The organism is Qaidamihabitans albus, assembly GCF_016464705.1.
In the GTDB taxonomy this organism is placed as follows: domain Bacteria; phylum Actinomycetota; class Actinomycetes; order Mycobacteriales; family Pseudonocardiaceae; genus Qaidamihabitans; species Qaidamihabitans albus.
The window spans coordinates 62,853-80,116 of the sequence record NZ_JAEHOB010000019.1; the positions used below are offsets into that span (position 1 = coordinate 62,853).

The 17,264-nt window shown below is 67.3% G+C and carries 15 protein-coding genes; 6 read left to right on the forward strand and 9 right to left on the reverse strand.

The annotated features are described in order from the left end of the window. From JAP66_RS27625 to JAP66_RS27660, 8 genes are all read right to left on the reverse strand, one after another. Complete coding sequence (locus JAP66_RS27625; RefSeq protein ID WP_235999612.1) at positions 1-1,104, reverse strand: ABC transporter ATP-binding protein; 1,104 nt, start codon at positions 1,102-1,104, stop codon at positions 1-3. Between the two features lie 46 nt (positions 1,105-1,150). After that, positions 1,151-2,542, reverse strand: coding sequence for an MmgE/PrpD family protein (locus JAP66_RS27630; protein WP_199434782.1), 1,392 nt, complete (start codon positions 2,540-2,542; stop codon positions 1,151-1,153). Positions 2,543-3,385: 843 nt separating this feature from the next. After that, the gene (locus JAP66_RS33365; protein WP_199434783.1) at positions 3,386-3,616 is read right to left on the reverse strand and encodes a PaaI family thioesterase; all 231 of its coding nucleotides are present in this window, start codon (positions 3,614-3,616) and stop codon (positions 3,386-3,388) included. 246 nt (positions 3,617-3,862) lie between these two features. Next, the gene (locus JAP66_RS27640) at positions 3,863-4,852 is read right to left on the reverse strand and encodes an HpcH/HpaI aldolase/citrate lyase family protein (protein ID WP_199434784.1); all 990 of its coding nucleotides are present in this window, start codon (positions 4,850-4,852) and stop codon (positions 3,863-3,865) included. Continuing rightward, positions 4,849-5,373 (reverse strand): MaoC family dehydratase, encoded by a 525-nt coding sequence (locus tag JAP66_RS27645; RefSeq protein ID WP_199434785.1) that lies wholly within the window; start codon positions 5,371-5,373, stop codon positions 4,849-4,851. The genes JAP66_RS27640 and JAP66_RS27645 overlap by 4 nt, the downstream gene beginning before the upstream one ends. Further along, on the reverse strand, positions 5,370-6,569 hold the full coding sequence (locus JAP66_RS27650) for an acyl-CoA dehydrogenase family protein (RefSeq protein ID WP_199434786.1): 1,200 nt from the start codon (positions 6,567-6,569) through the stop codon (positions 5,370-5,372). The genes JAP66_RS27645 and JAP66_RS27650 overlap by 4 nt, the downstream gene beginning before the upstream one ends. Next, complete coding sequence (locus JAP66_RS27655; RefSeq protein WP_199434787.1) at positions 6,566-7,057, reverse strand: MaoC family dehydratase; 492 nt, start codon at positions 7,055-7,057, stop codon at positions 6,566-6,568. The genes JAP66_RS27650 and JAP66_RS27655 overlap by 4 nt, the downstream gene beginning before the upstream one ends. Before the next feature lie 72 nt (positions 7,058-7,129). Further along, complete coding sequence (locus tag JAP66_RS27660) at positions 7,130-8,482, reverse strand: CaiB/BaiF CoA transferase family protein (protein ID WP_372449018.1); 1,353 nt, start codon at positions 8,480-8,482, stop codon at positions 7,130-7,132. Positions 8,483-9,132: 650 nt separating this feature from the next. On the opposite strand from JAP66_RS27660, the gene JAP66_RS27665 reads away from it, so the two are divergent. Genes JAP66_RS27665 through JAP66_RS27690 form a run of 6 tightly spaced genes read left to right on the forward strand, consistent with a single transcriptional unit; the run spans position 9,133 to position 16,198 of the window. Then, the gene (locus JAP66_RS27665; protein WP_199434788.1) at positions 9,133-10,908 is read left to right on the forward strand and encodes an MmgE/PrpD family protein; all 1,776 of its coding nucleotides are present in this window, start codon (positions 9,133-9,135) and stop codon (positions 10,906-10,908) included. 20 nt (positions 10,909-10,928) lie between these two features. Then, positions 10,929-11,945, forward strand: coding sequence for a Bug family tripartite tricarboxylate transporter substrate binding protein (locus tag JAP66_RS27670; RefSeq protein WP_199434789.1), 1,017 nt, complete (start codon positions 10,929-10,931; stop codon positions 11,943-11,945). A gap of 8 nt (positions 11,946-11,953) precedes the next feature. Beyond that, positions 11,954-12,514: a tripartite tricarboxylate transporter TctB family protein gene (locus JAP66_RS27675; RefSeq protein ID WP_199434790.1), complete on the forward strand. Its 561-nt coding sequence runs from the start codon at positions 11,954-11,956 to the stop codon at positions 12,512-12,514. Positions 12,515-12,529: 15 nt separating this feature from the next. After that, complete coding sequence (locus JAP66_RS27680) at positions 12,530-14,074, forward strand: tripartite tricarboxylate transporter permease (RefSeq protein ID WP_199434791.1); 1,545 nt, start codon at positions 12,530-12,532, stop codon at positions 14,072-14,074. Beyond that, a complete protein-coding gene (locus JAP66_RS27685; protein WP_199434792.1) occupies positions 14,071-14,811 on the forward strand; it encodes an SDR family oxidoreductase in 741 nt (246 codons plus the stop codon). The genes JAP66_RS27680 and JAP66_RS27685 overlap by 4 nt, the downstream gene beginning before the upstream one ends. 31 nt (positions 14,812-14,842) lie before the next feature. Further along, positions 14,843-16,198: an MmgE/PrpD family protein gene (locus JAP66_RS27690; protein ID WP_199434793.1), complete on the forward strand. Its 1,356-nt coding sequence runs from the start codon at positions 14,843-14,845 to the stop codon at positions 16,196-16,198. A gap of 6 nt (positions 16,199-16,204) precedes the next feature. Here the strand turns inward: JAP66_RS27690 and JAP66_RS27695 are convergent, their stop codons facing one another. Further along, positions 16,205-16,510 (reverse strand): isocitrate/isopropylmalate family dehydrogenase, encoded by a 306-nt coding sequence (locus JAP66_RS27695; protein ID WP_199434794.1) that lies wholly within the window; start codon positions 16,508-16,510, stop codon positions 16,205-16,207. Positions 16,511-17,264 lie beyond the last annotated feature (754 nt).

Consider the following 17,264-nt stretch of genomic DNA (forward strand, 5'->3'; position numbering starts at 1 on the left):
TCAGTCCTCCGGGAAGCAGCGGACGTTGTCGGGAGTGATCCCGAGGGCGACGTGATCGCCGCGTCGGAGCAGTGTGGCGCCGAGGGGAGCCAGGACCTCCAGCGTCGCGCCGGCGACCCGGACGGCGTACAGGACCTGGCTGCCGAGCAGGTTCACCACCTCGACCGTGCCCTCGATTATGTTGCCGTCGAAAGACGACGGAGGGTCGATGATGAGGTCCTCGGCGCGCAGGCAGACGACTAAATCCCCGGGCACGCTCGTGGAGCTGGACACCAGGGACAGACCACCGTCGACGGCCACGTGCAACCCGCCGGTGTCCTCGGTGGCCTTACCGGCCACGACGTTGTTGGTGCCGATGAACTCCGCGGCGAACCTGGTCTGCGGATTGCGGTACATCTCCAGCGGAGTGGAGATCTGCTCGATACGGCCATCGCGCATCAGCACGATCCGATCTGCCAGCGCCAGCGCCTCAGCCTGATCGTGGGTGACGTAGACCGCGGTGGTACCCAACCGCTGCTGCGTCTGCCTCAGCTCCACCCGCAGGTGCTCACGCAGCTTGGCGTCCAGATTCGACAACGGCTCATCCAGCAGCAGCACCGCCGGTTGCATCACCACGCTTCGGGCCAACGCGACCCGCTGCATCTGACCACCGCTGAGCATGCTCGCCGGCCGTTTGCCCAACCCCGCCAACCCGACGAGTTCGAGAATCTCCTCTACCCGCTGCTGGACCTGCTTACGATCCAGCCGCTGCATGCGCAGCGGGAACGCTACGTTGTCGAACACGTTGCGATGCGGCCAGATCGCATACGACTGGAACACCATCCCGATGTTGCGCTGATGCGGTGACAGGTCCACCTTCCGCGCACGGTCGAACACCGTTCGCACCCCGATCTGGATCGACCCCTCGTCCGGGCTCTCCAGCCCCGCAATCGACCGCATCGTCGTGGTCTTCCCACACCCCGACGGACCCAGGAGCACCATGAACTCTCCTAAGCCCACCGTAAGATTCAAATCGTCCACGGCGGTGGTGTCGCCGAAACGCTTCGTCATCCCCGAGATGACAATCTGGTCCATACACTCCTGCGGCGGGTTGTGCTGCGTCATGACTTGTCCCGAGGGTTCGGGGGTGACGGCGGGTCCGTGCTGCATGTCATGCCTTACCTGTCGGGATGTGCGTGCTGGAGAACTTCGGTGACCGTCCGGACTGCGGCTCGCGGGGGTCGTCAAGCAGCTCCGTGACTCGTTTCGCGTCCTCGGCTCCGGGAGCGGTCTCCACTACCCGGGCCAGCTCCTCGGCACCTGACGGCCCGAGGACGGGCACCACGAGTGCGCTGAACTTCTCGCGAAGCACAGGCCAGGCTTCGGCGACCGGCATCGGTGCCGGTTCCTCCCGCTGAGCGACAAACGTCTCCTCTCCGGCGAGCCGGACACTCACCCGAGCGGCGGCCCCGTGGAGCGAGGGGTCCTCGTCGAGCGCGACGGCCCGCTCCAGCCGCCGCAGCGCGGGATCTGCCAGGCGTTCGGGACTGAGGTTCTCGACAGCTCGCGGCGCTCGACCTGCCAAGGACATCGCCACGACAGTGCTGACCGAGAACTTGGCCTGCAAACTCGTCGAAGGGGCGCGGTGCGTGACGATTCGAGAGAACTGGGGGCCAAGCGTCACGGTGATCGTTTCCACGTCGTCGGCTCGGATCCCGCTGCTGACGAGCTCCTCGGCGCAGCGCGCAGCCGCGTGCGTGGCGAAGCAGGTCGCGTACTGCTTGTAGACGGTCTGCCCGATGCGCGGGGCCGGGGCGCTCAGGCCCGGTGGGGCCTCGCACCGGCGCCAGTCCGCCATCAGGTCGAGAACGCCGCCGTCGCGACCGAGGTAGTCGACGTCGGCGCGGTAGCCGGCGACGACCGCCTCAGCCGCATGGACGCCATCGCGCGCCGCACACCCCGTCTGCCAGGACTTCCCGATCGAGCCGAAGGTGACCAGCGCGCCGGAGGACTGCAAGGAGGCGAGGGCGATCACCGAGGCAAGGTCGTCCTCGTCGAAACCGTAGACGACACCCGCGGCGACGGAGGAGGCCAACGCGCCGATCGTCGCGGTGGGATGCCAACCTCGCTCGTACTGCGCGGCACCACACAGCAAACCCGCTCGAGAAGCCACCTCGGTGCCCGCGAGGACACCTTCCCAGACCACGCTGAGCGGTGCGCCCGTAGAGCGGGCAACCGCCAGCGCGGCGGCGACCACGGTCGCGCTGGCATGGCCGGGAAGGTCGTTGTTGACGTCGTCGTAGTCGAGGACGTGGGCCGCCGCAGCGTCTCGGAACGCGGTGCCCAACCCCGGCGCGGAAGGCAGCTCCGATCGACCGGCGAGCACGACTCCGCACCAGTCAAGCAGCACCTGACGACAGTGCGGCTCGTAGCTGTCGCGGTGGTTCAGCGCGTCAACGGCGCAACCGGCCAACCAGCGGCTGATCCCTTCCGGGGCAAGTGCGGCGACCACGTCGGCAATGCGGGGCGCCGCCCGTTCCGTCGTGGCGGCGTTCTCGCACATCGGCTCTTGGCCTCCGGTCGCATCCCACTAGGACATGGGAAATCCGAGGTCTCTCGCGGTGGAGGAGATCCGCGAGCCAGGAGCCGCGTTCCCTTGGTCGCCGCACGCGCCGGGTTACTGAGGTGCGCTGCGGCAGAAACTCGCCTGACGCCTGCATCCTCATACCTCGCTCGCGATGTGTCAACGGCCATCCACACGCAGGCGGCGTAGCAGCGGTGCGCGACGCGTAAGCCGCGCCCGCTGCGGCTGCTGGACGGAGAGGGGAGAATCCCGAGGTCGACTCCGTGCCAGGAGTCCTCAGAAGGGTGACGCGCGGGTCGAGACCAGGCCACCGACCAGAGATCCGGTCATGCCGACGTCCGCCAGAGCGAGGACCCGCACAGTGGCGTAGTCCGGGAGGACGCCCCCGGCATCGGCGCGGGTGTAGCTACGCGAGGGCTGGCCCGGCCACGATCGGGTGGGGTAGCGAGGAGGTCAGCGGAGAGTCGACGCTGGGCCAGCCGATCAGAATCGATCTGGGCGCGCGGCCGGATCGTCGACCGCCGCCTGCAGGATCTGGTGGCGCTGCGCCACCCGGGGAAGACGAACGTGAGTTTCCAGGCCGCCTTGTCGTCGTCCGCGACACGTCGTGAGTTCACCTTGGTCCGCCCGCGGAGGTAGCAGTGACACGGTCTGACCACCTGGACCGTTCCCCGGCAGGAGGAGGAGCGGACAGGAACGACGCGGGGACTCGGCGGCCGCCACAAGGTCGCCCTCGTGACCCCGGCCGCAGTACTGCAGCACGAGGCCGTGACGGTCCAATGCACACGGCTTGCGCCTCACGTCACTCCTGCGCCAGCAGGGTCACGGTCGTGCGGCCGGTACCGAAACAAGGGTCGAGTTCCCCGCGGCGACGTCGCGGCCATCTGGCCCGACAAGGCGGGCGGCCGCGAACAGCACTGAACGGCCCGCGCGCTCCACGTGGCCAAGCACTCGGTAACTCCCAGTCGGTGTAGGACGCAGGTACGAAACGTTCAGGGACGCCGTGGCCAGGGACTGTCCATACGGCACGGCCGCCAGGCCGGCGAACGCCATCCGGAAAATCCAGCATGGCTGCCACAATGCCACCCTGGACTACTCCGGCCCCCTGGACGAAGGTGTGCGCTGGTCTGAACTCCAACTCCACCCTGCCCTCGACTGAGGAACTGGCCAGCACCCGGCCGGCGAGCACCTGAGCCATGGGGTTCTGTCGGATGGGCAACGGCTCGCCGTGCTCCTCGACCTGGCGCAGGACGCGCTTGTCCGGATTCGCCTGGTCGTCGGACACGCGGGTGGTCGCGGTCAATCCGCGGGGGGAGTCCACTGGCGAGTCCTCGTCATCCCGGCCGCCCGTCCCTTCGCGGAGACCACCAGCGCCATCTTCCGTGACGCTTCGTCGATCATCTCATCGCCCAGCATGACGGCACCGCGGTTGCCGCCGGCGGCCGAGGTGTACCAGGCGTAGGCGTCGACGATCTCCTCGGCTCGGTCGTAGTCCTCTTGGCTCGGGCTGTAGACATCGTTGGCGGCGTCGATTTGGCTGGGGTGCAGCACCCACTTGCCGTCGAAGCCGAGCGACGCCGAGCGGCGGGCGACCTCGGTGAAGCCCTCGACGTCCTTTACGCGGCCGAAGGGCCCGTCGATGGCCTGTTGCCCATTCGTGCGCGCAGCCATGAGGATGCGCATGAGGATGTAGTGGTAGGCGTCGGCCGTGTAACCAGGGGGCTGTCCTCCGACGACCAGGCTTTTCATATTGATGCTAGCCATGAAGTCGGCTGGCCCGAAGATGATCGTCTCCGTCCGCAGAGAGGCCGAAGCGATGGTGTCGACGTGCACGAGGCCGGCCGCGTTCTCGATCTGCACCTCGATCCCGATCTGGCCAATGGACAGACCGAGGGCCGTCTCGATCTGGGCGAGCAGCAAATCCAGCGCGACGACCTGCTCGGCGCTCTGCACCTTGGGGAGCATGATGCAGTCCAGGTGCGTGCCGACGCCCTCGACGACGTGGATGACGTCCCGGTAGGTCCACTGTGTCGTCCAGTCGTTGACGCGCACGACGCGGATCTTGTCGCCCCAGTCGCCCTCCAGCAGGGTCGACACGATATTGGCCCGGGCGGACTCCTTGGCGCCAGGGGCGACCGAGTCCTCGAGGTCGAGGAACACCTGGTCGGCCGGGAGGCTCTGGGCCTTGGTGAGCATCTTGGGACTGGAGCCTGGCACTGCCAGGCAGGACCTGCGGGGGCGGTGCACTGCGGTCCCCGTGTCGATCGGTCCGATCTGCGTGACGGTCATGCGTTGCTCCTCTCCCGGGGCGCCGAAGCGCCTGCGGTGTCGGCGGGGCGCCGTCGGACCTCGACCGACCTGTCTACCTCGAAGACGACCTCCCCCCGCTGGTTTACGCCCCAGTGGTGGAAGACGACGGTGCCGCTGTCCGGGCCTGTGTCGGACAAATCCCGCACCTCGGTGTAGGCGTACAGCGTGTCGCCGTGCACAACCGGGGTCAGCAGTTTCATGTTCTCGAACCCGTTCTCAGCAATGGCGTTGTCCGAGCTGTCCTGACTGGCAAGCCCTATGACAATTGAGGCCGTGACGCCGCCGAAGACGATCCGCTGCCCGATCGGGTGGTCCTTCATACCGTCCTCATTGAAGTGAGCGTCCGCGGTGTTCATCACCATGTTGGTGATGAGGACATTCTCGAGGTCAGTGACGGTCTTACCCCTGGCGTGCCGGAAGCGTTGTCCGACCGCGAAGTCCTCGAAGTAGTTGTCGTATCCCGTTATGTGGCCGGGAATCAGACCTGGGAACTCATTCACGTCTGTGGTCCCGCTCTCACCGGGTCGGGCCGGCCGAGGATGCGGTCGGAGATGATCCGTAGCTGGATCTCCGACGTCCCCTCGAAGATCTTGGTCAGCCGCGCGTCCCGCCAGTACCTTTCCACCTGGAAGTCGGTCGTGTAACCGGCGCCACCATGGATCTGGATGCCCTCGCTTGTGACGCGCTCAGCCATCTCAGAGGCCACCAGCTTCGCCATGGACGCCTGCAGGGCACAGGGCCGGCCTGCGTCCAGGAGGCGGGCGACGGAGTGGGCCAGCTGACGCGCGGTCTCGATGTCGGCTGCCATCTGGGCGATCTTGAATCGGATGGCCTGGAAGTTGGCGATCGGCTGGTCGAATTGGACCCGCTGGTGGACGTACGCGATAGAGTCCTCGAGCGCACCCCGTGCGAGACCGACGGCGCGCGCCGCGGTGTGGACACGGGCGAGCTCCAAGCTCTCCAGCCCCGCGTAGAAGCCCTTCCCCTCCCCACCGAGTAGTGCGTCCCCGGGGAGGCGCAGATCGTCGAGGCCGAGTTCCCAGGTCTTCCATCCGTGATAGCCGATCTTGCGGACCGGGGTCCCGTTCATGCCCTTCGGGAACCGCCCGCGCTCCTTTTCGACGAAGAATGCACTGATCCCTCGATGGCGTTTGCCCGATTCCGGTGGACCCGTCCGTGCGTACAGCACGATGAAGTCCGCTTTGTCGGCCCACGTGCACCACATCTTGGCCCCGTTGAGCACCCAGTCGCTACCGTCCCGGCGGGCGCGAGTGCCGATGTTCGCCACGTCGGAGCCAGCCTGCGGCTCGGACAGCGAGAAGGCGCCACGGTACTCGCCGCGGGCGGCGCGGGGTAGCAGCTCCGCGCGGCGTTCCTCCGGCAGGCTCGGCGGGAGAGTACCGGTGCGGATGACGCTGCCGACACTCATCCAAGCCCGGGACAGCTCCTCGGTCACCAGAACGTACTCGAGGGCTCCGAGGCCGAGGCCCCCGTACTCGGTCGGGGTCATGATCCCGAAGAACCCCATCTCGCCCATCTTGGCGAGCAGAGCCTCGGGGAACTCCTCCCCGAGCGGGTCGAGCTCGTTCGCCAGCGGCAGCACCTCCTTCTGGGCGAAGGTGCGCGCGAGCTGCTGGATCGCCTTCTGCTCCTCGGTGAGCTCCCCAGTAAGGCTGATCTCGTCGATGACGCTCATCGCGCCTCACTCCTTCGCTGCACGAGGTTGGTCCGGGAGAATTCGAGCACTCGGGTCCCGTGCTGGTTGCGGCCGTGGGTGTGCCAGGTGACGATCCCGTTCATCGGGCGGGACTTGGACTCGCGAACCTGGTGCACGGTCGTGTGGGCAGTGATGGTGTCGCCCGGGTAGACAGGCTCCAGGAAGCTCACGTACTCAACGCTAAGGAACGCGCCACCGTTCTTCTCGCTGGTGTCCTCCACGGACAGGCCGAGCACTGTAAGGAAGGCGAGGTACGGATTGACGGGCGAACGCGGGTGTCCTATCTCTCGGGCGTACTCGTCATTGACGTAGAGCGGGTTGTAGCCGAGGGTCAACGAGTTGAATGCCACGGCGTCGCTTTCAGTGAGAGTGCGACCCCAGTGGTGGTCGAAGGTCTGGCCAGGCTCGAACTCTTCGAAGAAGCTGGCCTTGGGCCAGAGCGGGAAGTCTTTCGTCCGGAATTGCATACGGACCTCGCTTGCTCAGGTGGGGCAGTGGTTCGGGGCGACGAGCCGCCCCGGATGGCCTGGGCCTTGGGCTCAGGCGATAATGTCTCCCTGCCGGAGCCGCTCGACGTCCTCGGCGCCGTAGCCCAGCTCGCCCATGACGTCGGCGGTGTGCTCGCCGAGCAGAGGCGCTCGGCGGCGAACGCCGACCTCGCTCCTGTCGAACTTGATGGGCGTACCCGCGATAGCGACCTTGTGGTCGGTGCCGGGATGCTCGACTTCCACGACCATGTCCCTGGTGGCGACGTGCGGGTCCTTTATGATCTGGCTGATCGTCTGGACGGGGCCGACGGGGATGCGGCCCCCGATGATCCCGGCGACCTCGGCGCTGGTGAGCCCGTGGGTCCACTCGGTGATGACCGCGTGGGTGTCCTTTTCGTTCCGCACGCGATTTGTGGTCGTCGTGAACCGTGGGTCCTCGGCGAGCTCGGGGCGACCCATCGCCTCCGTCAGGAGCCCCCAGTCCCGGTCGGTCGGGGCGGCGATTGCGACCCAGCTGTCGGAGGTGCGGAAGACTCCGAACGGGCCGAACAACGGGTGTGCGTTGCCCTGCCGCTCCGGGTCCTGCCCTGTGATCGAGTACTGGTACACGATGCGCTCCGTCAGCGACAGGATCGCGTCGTACATGCCGACGTCGACGAACTGACCCTGCCCACTGCGGTCTGCTTGCCGTACGGCCGCGAGTATCCCGGTACTCAGCAGGACTGCGGCGAAGATGTCTCCAACACCAGGCCCGGCCTTCATCGGTTCGCCGTCTGGCTCACCGGTGATGGACATGAAGCCACCCATGGCCTGGGCGATGACGTCGTACGCGGGCCAGTCGACGTACGGGCTCTCACCGGTCTTGGGGTCACCGAACCCGCGGATGCACGCGTAGACGAGCTTCGGGTTAACCTGCCGCAACGTCTCGTAGCCGAGTTCCAGTCGCTCCATGATGCCGACGCGGAAGTTCTCGACGAGTACGTCGGATCGCCTCACGAGGTCGAGGAGCACCTGCCGACCCTCGTCCGAGCGCAGGTCGATGGCTATGCTGCGCTTGTTGCGGTTGACGCTGTGGAAGTAGCCGCCGAAGCGCTCGTCCCCTTCTCCGAACGTCGGGCCGGCAGTACGGATGAAGTCGCCACGAAGAGGCTCAACCTTGATGACATCAGCGCCCATGTCGGCGAGGAGCATGGTGGTGTAGGGGCCGGCGAGCATGTGCGTGAGATCGACCACCCGCAGACCTTCAAGCGGTCCATCCTGTGATGTCATATGGGCTCCCCTGTTCCGGGCCAGAGTTGGTGACCGACGGCTGGCGGCGACCGTGCGTCCGCCACAGGGAGCCGTACTCGGTGCGGTGCTCCGGACTCGTCCCTCAGTGAGTATGAGCGCGTCGGAGCCGAGCATCGACTGTGCGCTGTCATCATCGGGCGGGCAACGCTCGCTTGTCAACTCACCAGCCCACCGGCGCGACCGATGCCGCGTATCAGTCGCAGCTAGGCGATGTTCTCGTCGGCTGGCGCTCTCAACCCGTTCGCGTCGCCAGTGCCTGGCTGATCAGTCTGTCGCTGTAGGACGACCTGACCTACGCCACGCCGCCCGGTTCGACGACGACCTGAGCGGCGACGCTGGACCGGCCCTGGCAGCTCGTTTCAGCGCGACTCTTGACACCCGACCTGACGTCGGCGAAAGTTGCCGTGCACAGCCAAAGCTCCTTGGTACCCACCATCCATCACGGTGGACTCATCGGGACCAAGATCGGAGTGCGGCTCCCTGACGGTTGATGTCGCGCGTCCGCTTCGAACACTCGCGAATGACGCCCGCGCTCCTGACCGGTGGCGCGATCCGTTATGCGGCGTTCGGCGCGGCGTTCGTGATGTGGCCTTGCATCGACGCCGATGTGATAGGGAGCCATGACGATGGCTGTGCCATCGAATGTGTGCGCCGCCCTCGCAGGGCAGAGGCCCGGGGTTCCGACGCCCGCCGTGTATGCGCTCACACGCGTCGCGACTGCCGTTTATGCTGCGCCGCCCATGACCGGATCCGAACCCGGTGCCGTGTCGACCGCCGTCCGCTCCACGGTCGATGCCGCCCTGGAGCTCGACGGCTTCTCATCCACTGAGTCCGGTGACACCGCCAGGGCCCGCGCCGCCGGGTTCGCGGTCGCTGAGCAGTTGGGCCGTCTCCTGCCCGAAGAGCTCCGGGGCGGGGCTGGCACCGCCGCCGCGGCCGCGACGGTCGCAGCCGCAGTCGCAGTGGCGTTCGCACGTGGCTGCAGGGCGCCGGTCGTCACCCACGCCATCGGCCTTGCCGCGAGCTCGGTCGGCGCGAGTGCCGGGGACGACGCCTCGGCCGTCACCTCCGCCGCCGAGGCCGGGCTACGTGCTGCGCGCCTCGCGATCGCTGGCTGGGATGCGCCTGACGGCTCCATCGACGGCGGGAAGGGGCTGCTCGCCGTTCTCGGCGCGGGTGCAGGCACCGCACGCGGCAGTGCGCCGGGCGTCGAGGCCGCCCACGTTGCCGATCTCGCCGCCGGTATCCGCTGGCATGCCCTGGACGAGGCCGTCCAGAATGCGGCGAAGGTCACCTTCGGTAACGCTGCCGCGCTCATGCTGGCTGCTTCGGGCGAGTCCTCGGTGCGCGCCGCTGCCACGGCTCTCGCCGGGGAGCGCGGAGCCGCGGGCCGGGCGCTCGGAATCCCCGGTCGGCTGTCCGCTGCGGCGGCCGCGTTCGTTCAGGGGGCCGCCGGCCATCTCGAGGACTTCGACGACACGCACCCACCCTCAATTGTACATCCTGGCGCCCCGGTCGCAGCCGTGGTGCTCGCTCTCGCCGACGCGACGAAAGCAAGCGGTGTCGACGCCCTCACGGCTCTCGTCGCGGGCGTCGAGGCAGCCCTACTCGTCGGGGAGCTGGTGCCCGACGCCCTCGCCCGCGGCTGGCACATGACGGGCATTGCGGGGCCAATCGGAGCTGCCGTCGCCGGTGCCCTGCTCGGCGGCGCCAACCACTCCCGCCTCATCCGTGCGATCGACGCAGCCGCGAGCCACGCCTCGGGCCTGACAGAAGCTCTCGGCACGCTTGCCAAGCCGATGCACGTCGGCAACGCCGCCCACTGCGGTGTGCTCGTGGGGTTCGACGACGCCGCGCCCAGTCGACCCGGTGGGCTCGCCCGGCTCCTCAGCACTCTCAATGGTCACGCCGGTCCGCCCGAGCTCGGCGTGCGCTGGCGGATCACGGAGAACGTCGTGAAACCGTACGCGTGCGGTGTGCTCGGACACAGCGCGATCGATCTGAGCCTGCGCCTTCGAGCACTCGTGGGTCCCGAGAAGCCGTTCGATGCAGAGCTCCGCGTGAGCACTCTCGCGGCGGCCGCGATGGGCCGCACCGATCCGCGCGACGGACTCGCGTCGAAGTTCAGCGTGCCGCACGCCTTCGCGGTCGGCTATCTCTTCGGCGACGCCGACCCGCAGCGTTTTTCCGCCGACGTGGTCGGTGACGCGCGCGTGCGCGCGATCCGCGACCGGGTTCGCTTGGTGGCCGACGATACGTGCGAGCGGTACGAGGCTCGCCTCCGAGTGACCTGCGATGGCGAAGCCACCGAGCTCACGGCCGTCGGGCCACAACGTCCGACACCTGGCCAGGTGCGCGCGAAGGCCGCACGTCTTCTGGCGGCGTGTTCCGGGGCGGATGCCTTTGTGGACGCAGCATTCGGTGCCGACCGGCTCGGCCCGCTCGCGGAACTTCACGAACTTGCGTCCGGCCCGGCGACCCCCTTCGGTGGGCCCCACCACGGCCCATCGATCTCGCGCACCAACCACCTGCGGCACTGATCATCAGCTAGGAGACTTCAATGGCGAAGCACACAGCATCTCGCGCGGTCATGGCCGTGGCACTCGCGAGCGCCGGCGCGTTTGCTCTCACCGCGTGCGGCACTGGATCGGGTTCGACTGGCACGGACGTGCCGGACCAGATCACGTTGGTCGTTCCCACTTCAGCCGGCGGGGGCGTCGACACCGCGGCCCGGCAATTGCAGCCGTACCTGGAGGAAGAGCTTGGCAGCACAATCGCCGTCATCAACCGTGAGGGTGGTGCGACGACGATCGGCACGGCGTCGATCCTCCAGTCCAGCGACTGTTCGACAATCCTGATCACCGCGATTCCGCACATCAACCTGTCCTACCTTGCCCACGACGTCGACTACGACCTGGTTTCCTTCGCCGCCGTCGGCGGTGTGAGCACGGAACCGGGAGTGATCCGCGTCGCCAAGAATGCACCATGGGACACACTCAGGGATCTCGTCAACGACGCGAAGGCTCGTCCCGGCGAGATCACGTTCAGCGTGAGCGAGGCCGTCAGCAGCAACTCCTTCGCCATCACGCAGATCGAGGAGGCAACGGGGGCAGACTTCAACGTCGTGCCGTTCGACGGCGGCGGGCCTGCGCGGCTCGCGGTTGTCTCCGGTGAGGTCGACGCCACCCACGCGGGTGCCTTCAACAGCCTCCCGATCGCCGAGGACACGAAGGTGCTCGCGGTCCACTATGAGAAGAATCGCTGGGGTCCCGTCACCGATGACGCTCCGACCGTGAACAAAGCCCTTGGCGTCGAGGTACCGAACAGCGAGTCCACGTACAACATCTGGACCTCCACCGGCTGTGCCAAGGAGCACCCGGAGCGGTACCAGGCCCTCGTCGACGCGCTCGACGCGGTCGTGACCTCCGACGGCTTGAAGTCGGACCTGAAGGAACTCGGCGAGGCGCTCAAGCTCGATCCGCGGACGCCTGAGGCCGTCGAGGCCGATGCCAAGGCGGCCGAGGACCAGATCCGCACGATCATGACCGACAACCCCGACCTGTTCAAGGGCGAATGAGCGTGCACGTGAGCCGCGCCGGCCGGGATTCCGAGGGATCCTGGCCGGCTTCCGGTGCTGGCAGCCGAGGGATCCGCGTGTTGTGGCGTGCTTCGGTCCCGGTCGTCACGCTCGCTCTCGCGGGCGTCTTCCTCATCGAGGCGGCGGACATCCAGGGTCGTGACGCGATCTACCCCGTCGCGGCGCTCGCCGTACTCGCCGTGGTCGGCCTCATCGCCCTGATCCGGGAGATCCGTGCGGCTCTCAGCGAGACCGCCGTCGCCGGCGGCTCAGACGGCATCGAGGATGCTGCTGGGGCCGAGGACATCGAGAGCGAGCGCGGCATCGGCGTTGCGTGGTCGCGGGTCGGCCCCGTGGTCGCCGCGGTCGTGTTGGCGCTCGTCATTCTGCATTTCGTCGGCTACGTGATCGCGATTGTGTGGCTGTGCGCTGTGACCGCCGTGACGCTGGGGTTGCGCAAGCCGCTCTGGATCGCCGTCTTCACCGCCGCGACGGCCGCCACTTGCTACCTGGTATTCGCGGTGGCGTTCGAGTCGCCCATCCCTGCCGGCACGCTACTCAACTGGTAAAGGACCGCACTCACGATGTTTCTCGACGGACTCGATATAGTCCTCAGCCCCTTGGGGTTGCTGTGGCTCATCGTGGGGCTGCTGCTCGGCTTCGTTGTCGGCGTACTGCCAGGGCTCAGCACATCGAATACGGCTGCGCTGCTGCTGCCGTTCTCGGTGAGCTTGCCGACCGAGCAGGCGCTGATCCTCATCATGAGCGTGTACGCCGGTAGTGCCTTCGCCGGCTCGGTGCCCGCCATCCTGGTGAACGTCCCCGGCGAGGCCGGGTCGGCCGTCACGGCACTCGACGGTTACCAGATGGCGAGGCAGGGCAAGGCCGGCATCGCGATCGGCATCGCCAGGATGGCGTCGACGCTCGGCGGGGTCATCAGCGGGGTCGTCGTGCTCCTTGTCATAGCCCCACTCGGTGCATTCGCCTTAAACTTCGGCGCGCGCGAGATGTTCATCGTCGTGCTCCTCGGCATCGTGCTCGTGTCGACCCTCGTCGGCAAAAACATCGTCAAGGGCGTCCTCGCCGGCGGCCTCGGTCTCGTGCTCGCCACGATCGGCGGGAGCCCGCTGTCCGGGCAGGAGCGGTTCACCTTCGGCGAGATCGAGCTCTACGACGGAATCCAGTTCGTTCCCGCACTCATCGGCCTATTCGCGATCGGCGAGATGCTCCGGCTGGCTGCCGAGTCCCGCACATCGCAACCCGCGGCCGCGCATCTCGACGGCGGCGTTCGACGTGACCTCAAGGACGCCGTCGCCGGTGCGCGGATCACCCTCAAGCACGGCGGCAGCGTGCTCAGGGCGACGGGTGTTGGTGTGTTTCTCGGTATCATTCCCGGTGTCGGCACTGGCGTGTCGAACTTCGTCAGCTATGCCGTTGCCAAGCGCACGGCGAGGAACCCGGCGGAGTTCGGCAAAGGCTCGGCCCGCGGCGTCATCGCCTCGGAGGCGTGCGACAACGCCGTCGGCGCCGCCACCCTCGTGCCGACCCTGACGCTCGGCGTCCCCGGAAGCGCCACGATGGCCGTCGTACTTGCCCAGTTCTACATCCAGGGCATCCAGCCGGGGCCGAAGGTGCTCGCGACCCACGGTCCGGAGGCGGGAGCGGCGGTGATCGCGGTCGTCGCGGCGAGCATCCTCATCCTCCCGATCGGCATGCTCATCACGGCGCCCCTCGTGCAGATCACGAAAGTGCCGGTGAAGATCCTCGTACCGGTCGTGTTGGTACTCGGCCTGACGGGGAGCGTCGCCTACCGCGGCTCGCTGTTCGACATGGGGATCGCGACCATGTTCGGCATCATCGGATTCTTCATGCTGGTCAACGGATATCCCGTGGTTCCGCTCATCCTCGGCCTCATCCTCGGGCCGATGCTCGAGGAGCATCTCTCGCGGGCGCTTGCGCTTTCCAACGGCGATCTCGACTACTTCTTCGCCTCACCGACAGCGCTCGTGCTGTGGAGCGGGCTGGTGGCCTTGGTCGCCTACCTCGTGATCTCCGGCGCCCGCGGACGCCGCCGCGAGCGAGCCGCGCGGCCGAGCACGGATCGTGGGTCGAAGGCGCCGGTGCAATGAAGGTCGCGCTTGTCACGGGAGCAACCAAGAACATCGGGTTCGCCGCGGCCGAACGCCTCGCGCGTGACGGCCACGTTGTCGCTGTCAACGGTCGTGACCCGGACGCCGTGGCCCGAGCCGTGGCAAGGCTGCGTGGGTTCGGCGCGCGGGCGGAGGGCTTTCCCGCCGATGTCGCCGACGAGAGGGCGATGGCCGCCATGTTCGACCGCATCGAGTCGGCCCTCGGTCCGGTCGTCATCCTCGTGAACAACGCCGGTCTGCGCTGCCACGGCCCGCTGATCGACACGCAGCTCGAGGACTGGTCTCGTGTGCTCGACGTCGTACTCACCGGCGCCTTTCTCGCCACGCGGCGGGCATTGCCCGGCATGATCGAAGCCGGCTGGGGTCGAATCGTGAATGTCGCAGGCGTGAGCGGCCAGAGTGGTGCCCCTGGTCGGGTCGCCGTCGTGACGGCGAAGAGCGGCATGATCGGCCTGACGAAGGCGACTGCCCTCGAGGCGGCGCCGCACGGTGTGACTGTAAACGCCATCTCGCCGGGGTTCATCGACACCGACCGCTCGCAGAGCCTCGGCGACAACCACGCGGCAGCCGCCCATTACGCGCGAGGCAGGCAGGTTCCCGTCGGGCGAGCCGGGGTCCCCGAGGATGTCGCGGAGCTCTGCGGCTATCTGTGTTCCGACGCCGCCGGATACGTGACGGGGCAGACGCTCGGCGTCAACGGCGGCACTTACATGTGATGACGGCCCCGAACGACAACGAAAGGACACGATGGATATCAGCACGCCCACGCATCGCCTGTCGGAGTACCTTGCCCGCGCGGCCGGCACCCCGCTGCCGGAGCCGGTCATCGCGAAGACCCGGCTGCACGTACTCGACACGATTGCCGCCATCCTTTCCGGCTCTGCGATGCCGGCCGGAAGGGCCGGGCTCGCGTACGCCCGGCGGTACGCCTGCGATGGCCCCGCACCCATTTTCGGCACACCCGCGATGGCCGCGCCGGCTGACGCAGCCCTGGCCAATGGGATGTCGGCGCATGCCGATGAGACGGACGATTCGCACGCCCCGTCCCTGAGCCACCCGGGCTGCGCCGTCGTGCCGGCCGTGCTGGCGGTGGCGTCCGCCAGAAACGTGCCCGGCCAGGTCCTCCTCCGCGCGGTCGCCGCGGGCTACGACGCCGGCACCCGGGTGGGCATGGCGATCGGGCATCCCGACTCGCCGCTCGAGGGCAGCTCCATCAGCACGCATGCCCATGTCGGCGTCTACGCGGCAGCGGCCGCCGCGGCAGTGTTCATGTCCCTCGATGCCGAGCAGATGCGTGCGGTCCTGTCCTTCGCGGCCCAGAGCGCGGCCGGCACAACGAGCTGGGCGCGGGACCCGTACCATGTCGAGAAGGCGTTCGTGTTCGGTGGAATGCCAGCGTCGAACGGCGTCCGAGCCGCGCAGCTGGTCGAGAGCGGTTGCCTTGGGGTAGCCGACGTGTTCGCTGGCGCACCCAACGTGCTCGACGCGTACTCGCCCGCCCCTGATCCGTCCCGACTCGGCGCCGGGCTCGGCGAGGTGTACGAGATCGAGCGCACGAACATCAAGAAGTTCGCCGTAGGCTCGCCATCGCAGGCCGCCTTGCAGGCCGTGCTCGATATTCTCGCGGATCGACCCGTCGACCCGGGGGAGATCGAGCGGATCGTCATCGAGATCCCGTACGACCTGGCGAAGGTCGTCGACGGGCGCGAGTCACCGAACATCAACGTCCAATACCTCGTGTGCGGCACGATCATCGACGGCCGTTTCAGCTTCGCGATGGCGCACGACTCCACCCGGTTCACTGACCACACCGTCCGCGATCTCATGGGCCGCGCCGAGTTGCGTTACGACCGCTCTGTGACCGGCGTGCGCCAGGCCTCCGTGGACATCATTTTGCGAAGCGGTGAGACCCTGTATGCCTTCGTCGCCACCGTTCGCGGCAGTGCGGACAACCCGATGTCGGCAGGCGAGGTCGTGGAGAAGGCGTCCGACCTCATCAAGCCGGTCGTCGGGACGCCCCGGACCGACCGCATCGTCGACATCGTGCTCTCGTTGGGTGATGGCGCCGACGCCGCAAGTCTCCTGGACGCGCTCCACCCATGACGGAAATTAATCCCGTCCGTCAGGCAACGTTGGATTGGCCCGATCCATGCCGACGATGTCGGGCGCGGCGCCGTGGACGGGCTCGTGCAGGTCCCAGTTCTCTTCGCGCAGGCTTCCCGGGGGAAGCAGGCCGAGGGAGCCGAGGATACCGGCCACCTCGTCGCTGAGGATGTCCCCGAACAGGTTCTCCGCCACGATGACACGGCAGGATTCATCGTCGGGTCGGCTGGTGACAACCCCGCTGTCGGGACTGACAGCGACGCGATGGTAGCCGTAATTACCGGTTGCCGAGGCCAGTTGCCACTGTTTCATCGTTGCGTCAGGTCAGTTTCGTCATGGCGGTGTTCTGCTAGCTGGAAGCAGTCATTCGCGATGAGCAGCAAGACCGGGCGGTGCGGTCCAGCTCTCGGTGACGATATGGGTGTTCCGCTTGGCGGAGCTGCCCTAGGCTGCGGATTCCCAATTCGCATCGCTCGTCTATCCACCTGTCCTGGTAATGATCGCGCGCCGTCCGCATGGCCTCGATTCGGTTCGGGGACCGGCCGGCGTGATCTGGCTCCACGGGGTTGTCGTCAAGCCAGTCGGCCATGACCAGGGAGCCGAGTACGTTGTGCGCGTTCTGGTTGCGAGCGTCGTCCTGACTCTGTAGCGCCACCCAGATCACCCACCAGTCCGTGATGCTGAGGGCGGCGTACCTGCTTTCGGGCTCGAAGGGATGGCTCATCGCGCTGTCCCGCTTGAAGGCTTGGCTTCGTCCGGAATGTTGTATGCCTGGGAGATGGCGGGCTTGATCTGGCTGCAGTCGATCCCACCTTCCCTGGCCACCGACAAGCCTAGTTCCAGAAGCCGGAATCCGATCTGGCGCAAGAGCGCCGTAGCATCAGTGTTACCGGTGTCCTTGCGCCGGTAGAGTGCCTCCGTTTCGCGGTCTACCGCCCGAGCAATACGCAACAGTGCTGCCGGGAGTCGAGGGAATCTGATTGACCCAGCACCCGGGCAGTCGTCCTCCTGCCACGAGGTTCCACAGCGTGCTTCATTGGTGAGACCTCTCATAGCTGTCGTCGGA

Excerpts from the sequence above, each read along its gene's own strand:
- JAP66_RS27650 (WP_199434786.1), bottom strand. The coding sequence starts at position 6,569 with ATGAGCGTCATCGACGAGATCAGCCTTACTGGGGAGCTCACCGAGGAG.
- JAP66_RS27690 (WP_199434793.1), top strand. The coding sequence starts at position 14,843 with ATGGATATCAGCACGCCCACGCATCGCCTGTCGGAGTACCTTGCCCGC.
- JAP66_RS27685 (WP_199434792.1), top strand. The coding sequence starts at position 14,071 with ATGAAGGTCGCGCTTGTCACGGGAGCAACCAAGAACATCGGGTTCGCC.
- JAP66_RS27670 (WP_199434789.1), top strand. The coding sequence starts at position 10,929 with ATGGCGAAGCACACAGCATCTCGCGCGGTCATGGCCGTGGCACTCGCG.
- JAP66_RS27660 (WP_372449018.1), bottom strand. The coding sequence starts at position 8,482 with ATGCTCGGCTCCGACGCGCTCATACTCACTGAGGGACGAGTCCGGAGC.
- JAP66_RS27695 (WP_199434794.1), bottom strand. The coding sequence starts at position 16,510 with ATGAAACAGTGGCAACTGGCCTCGGCAACCGGTAATTACGGCTACCAT.
- JAP66_RS27630 (WP_199434782.1), bottom strand. The coding sequence starts at position 2,542 with ATGTGCGAGAACGCCGCCACGACGGAACGGGCGGCGCCCCGCATTGCC.
- JAP66_RS27625 (WP_235999612.1), bottom strand. The coding sequence starts at position 1,104 with ATGACGCAGCACAACCCGCCGCAGGAGTGTATGGACCAGATTGTCATC.
- JAP66_RS27655 (WP_199434787.1), bottom strand. The coding sequence starts at position 7,057 with ATGCAATTCCGGACGAAAGACTTCCCGCTCTGGCCCAAGGCCAGCTTC.
- JAP66_RS27640 (WP_199434784.1), bottom strand. The coding sequence starts at position 4,852 with ATGACCGTCACGCAGATCGGACCGATCGACACGGGGACCGCAGTGCAC.
- JAP66_RS27680 (WP_199434791.1), top strand. The coding sequence starts at position 12,530 with ATGTTTCTCGACGGACTCGATATAGTCCTCAGCCCCTTGGGGTTGCTG.
- JAP66_RS33365 (WP_199434783.1), bottom strand. The coding sequence starts at position 3,616 with ATGGCGTTCGCCGGCCTGGCGGCCGTGCCGTATGGACAGTCCCTGGCC.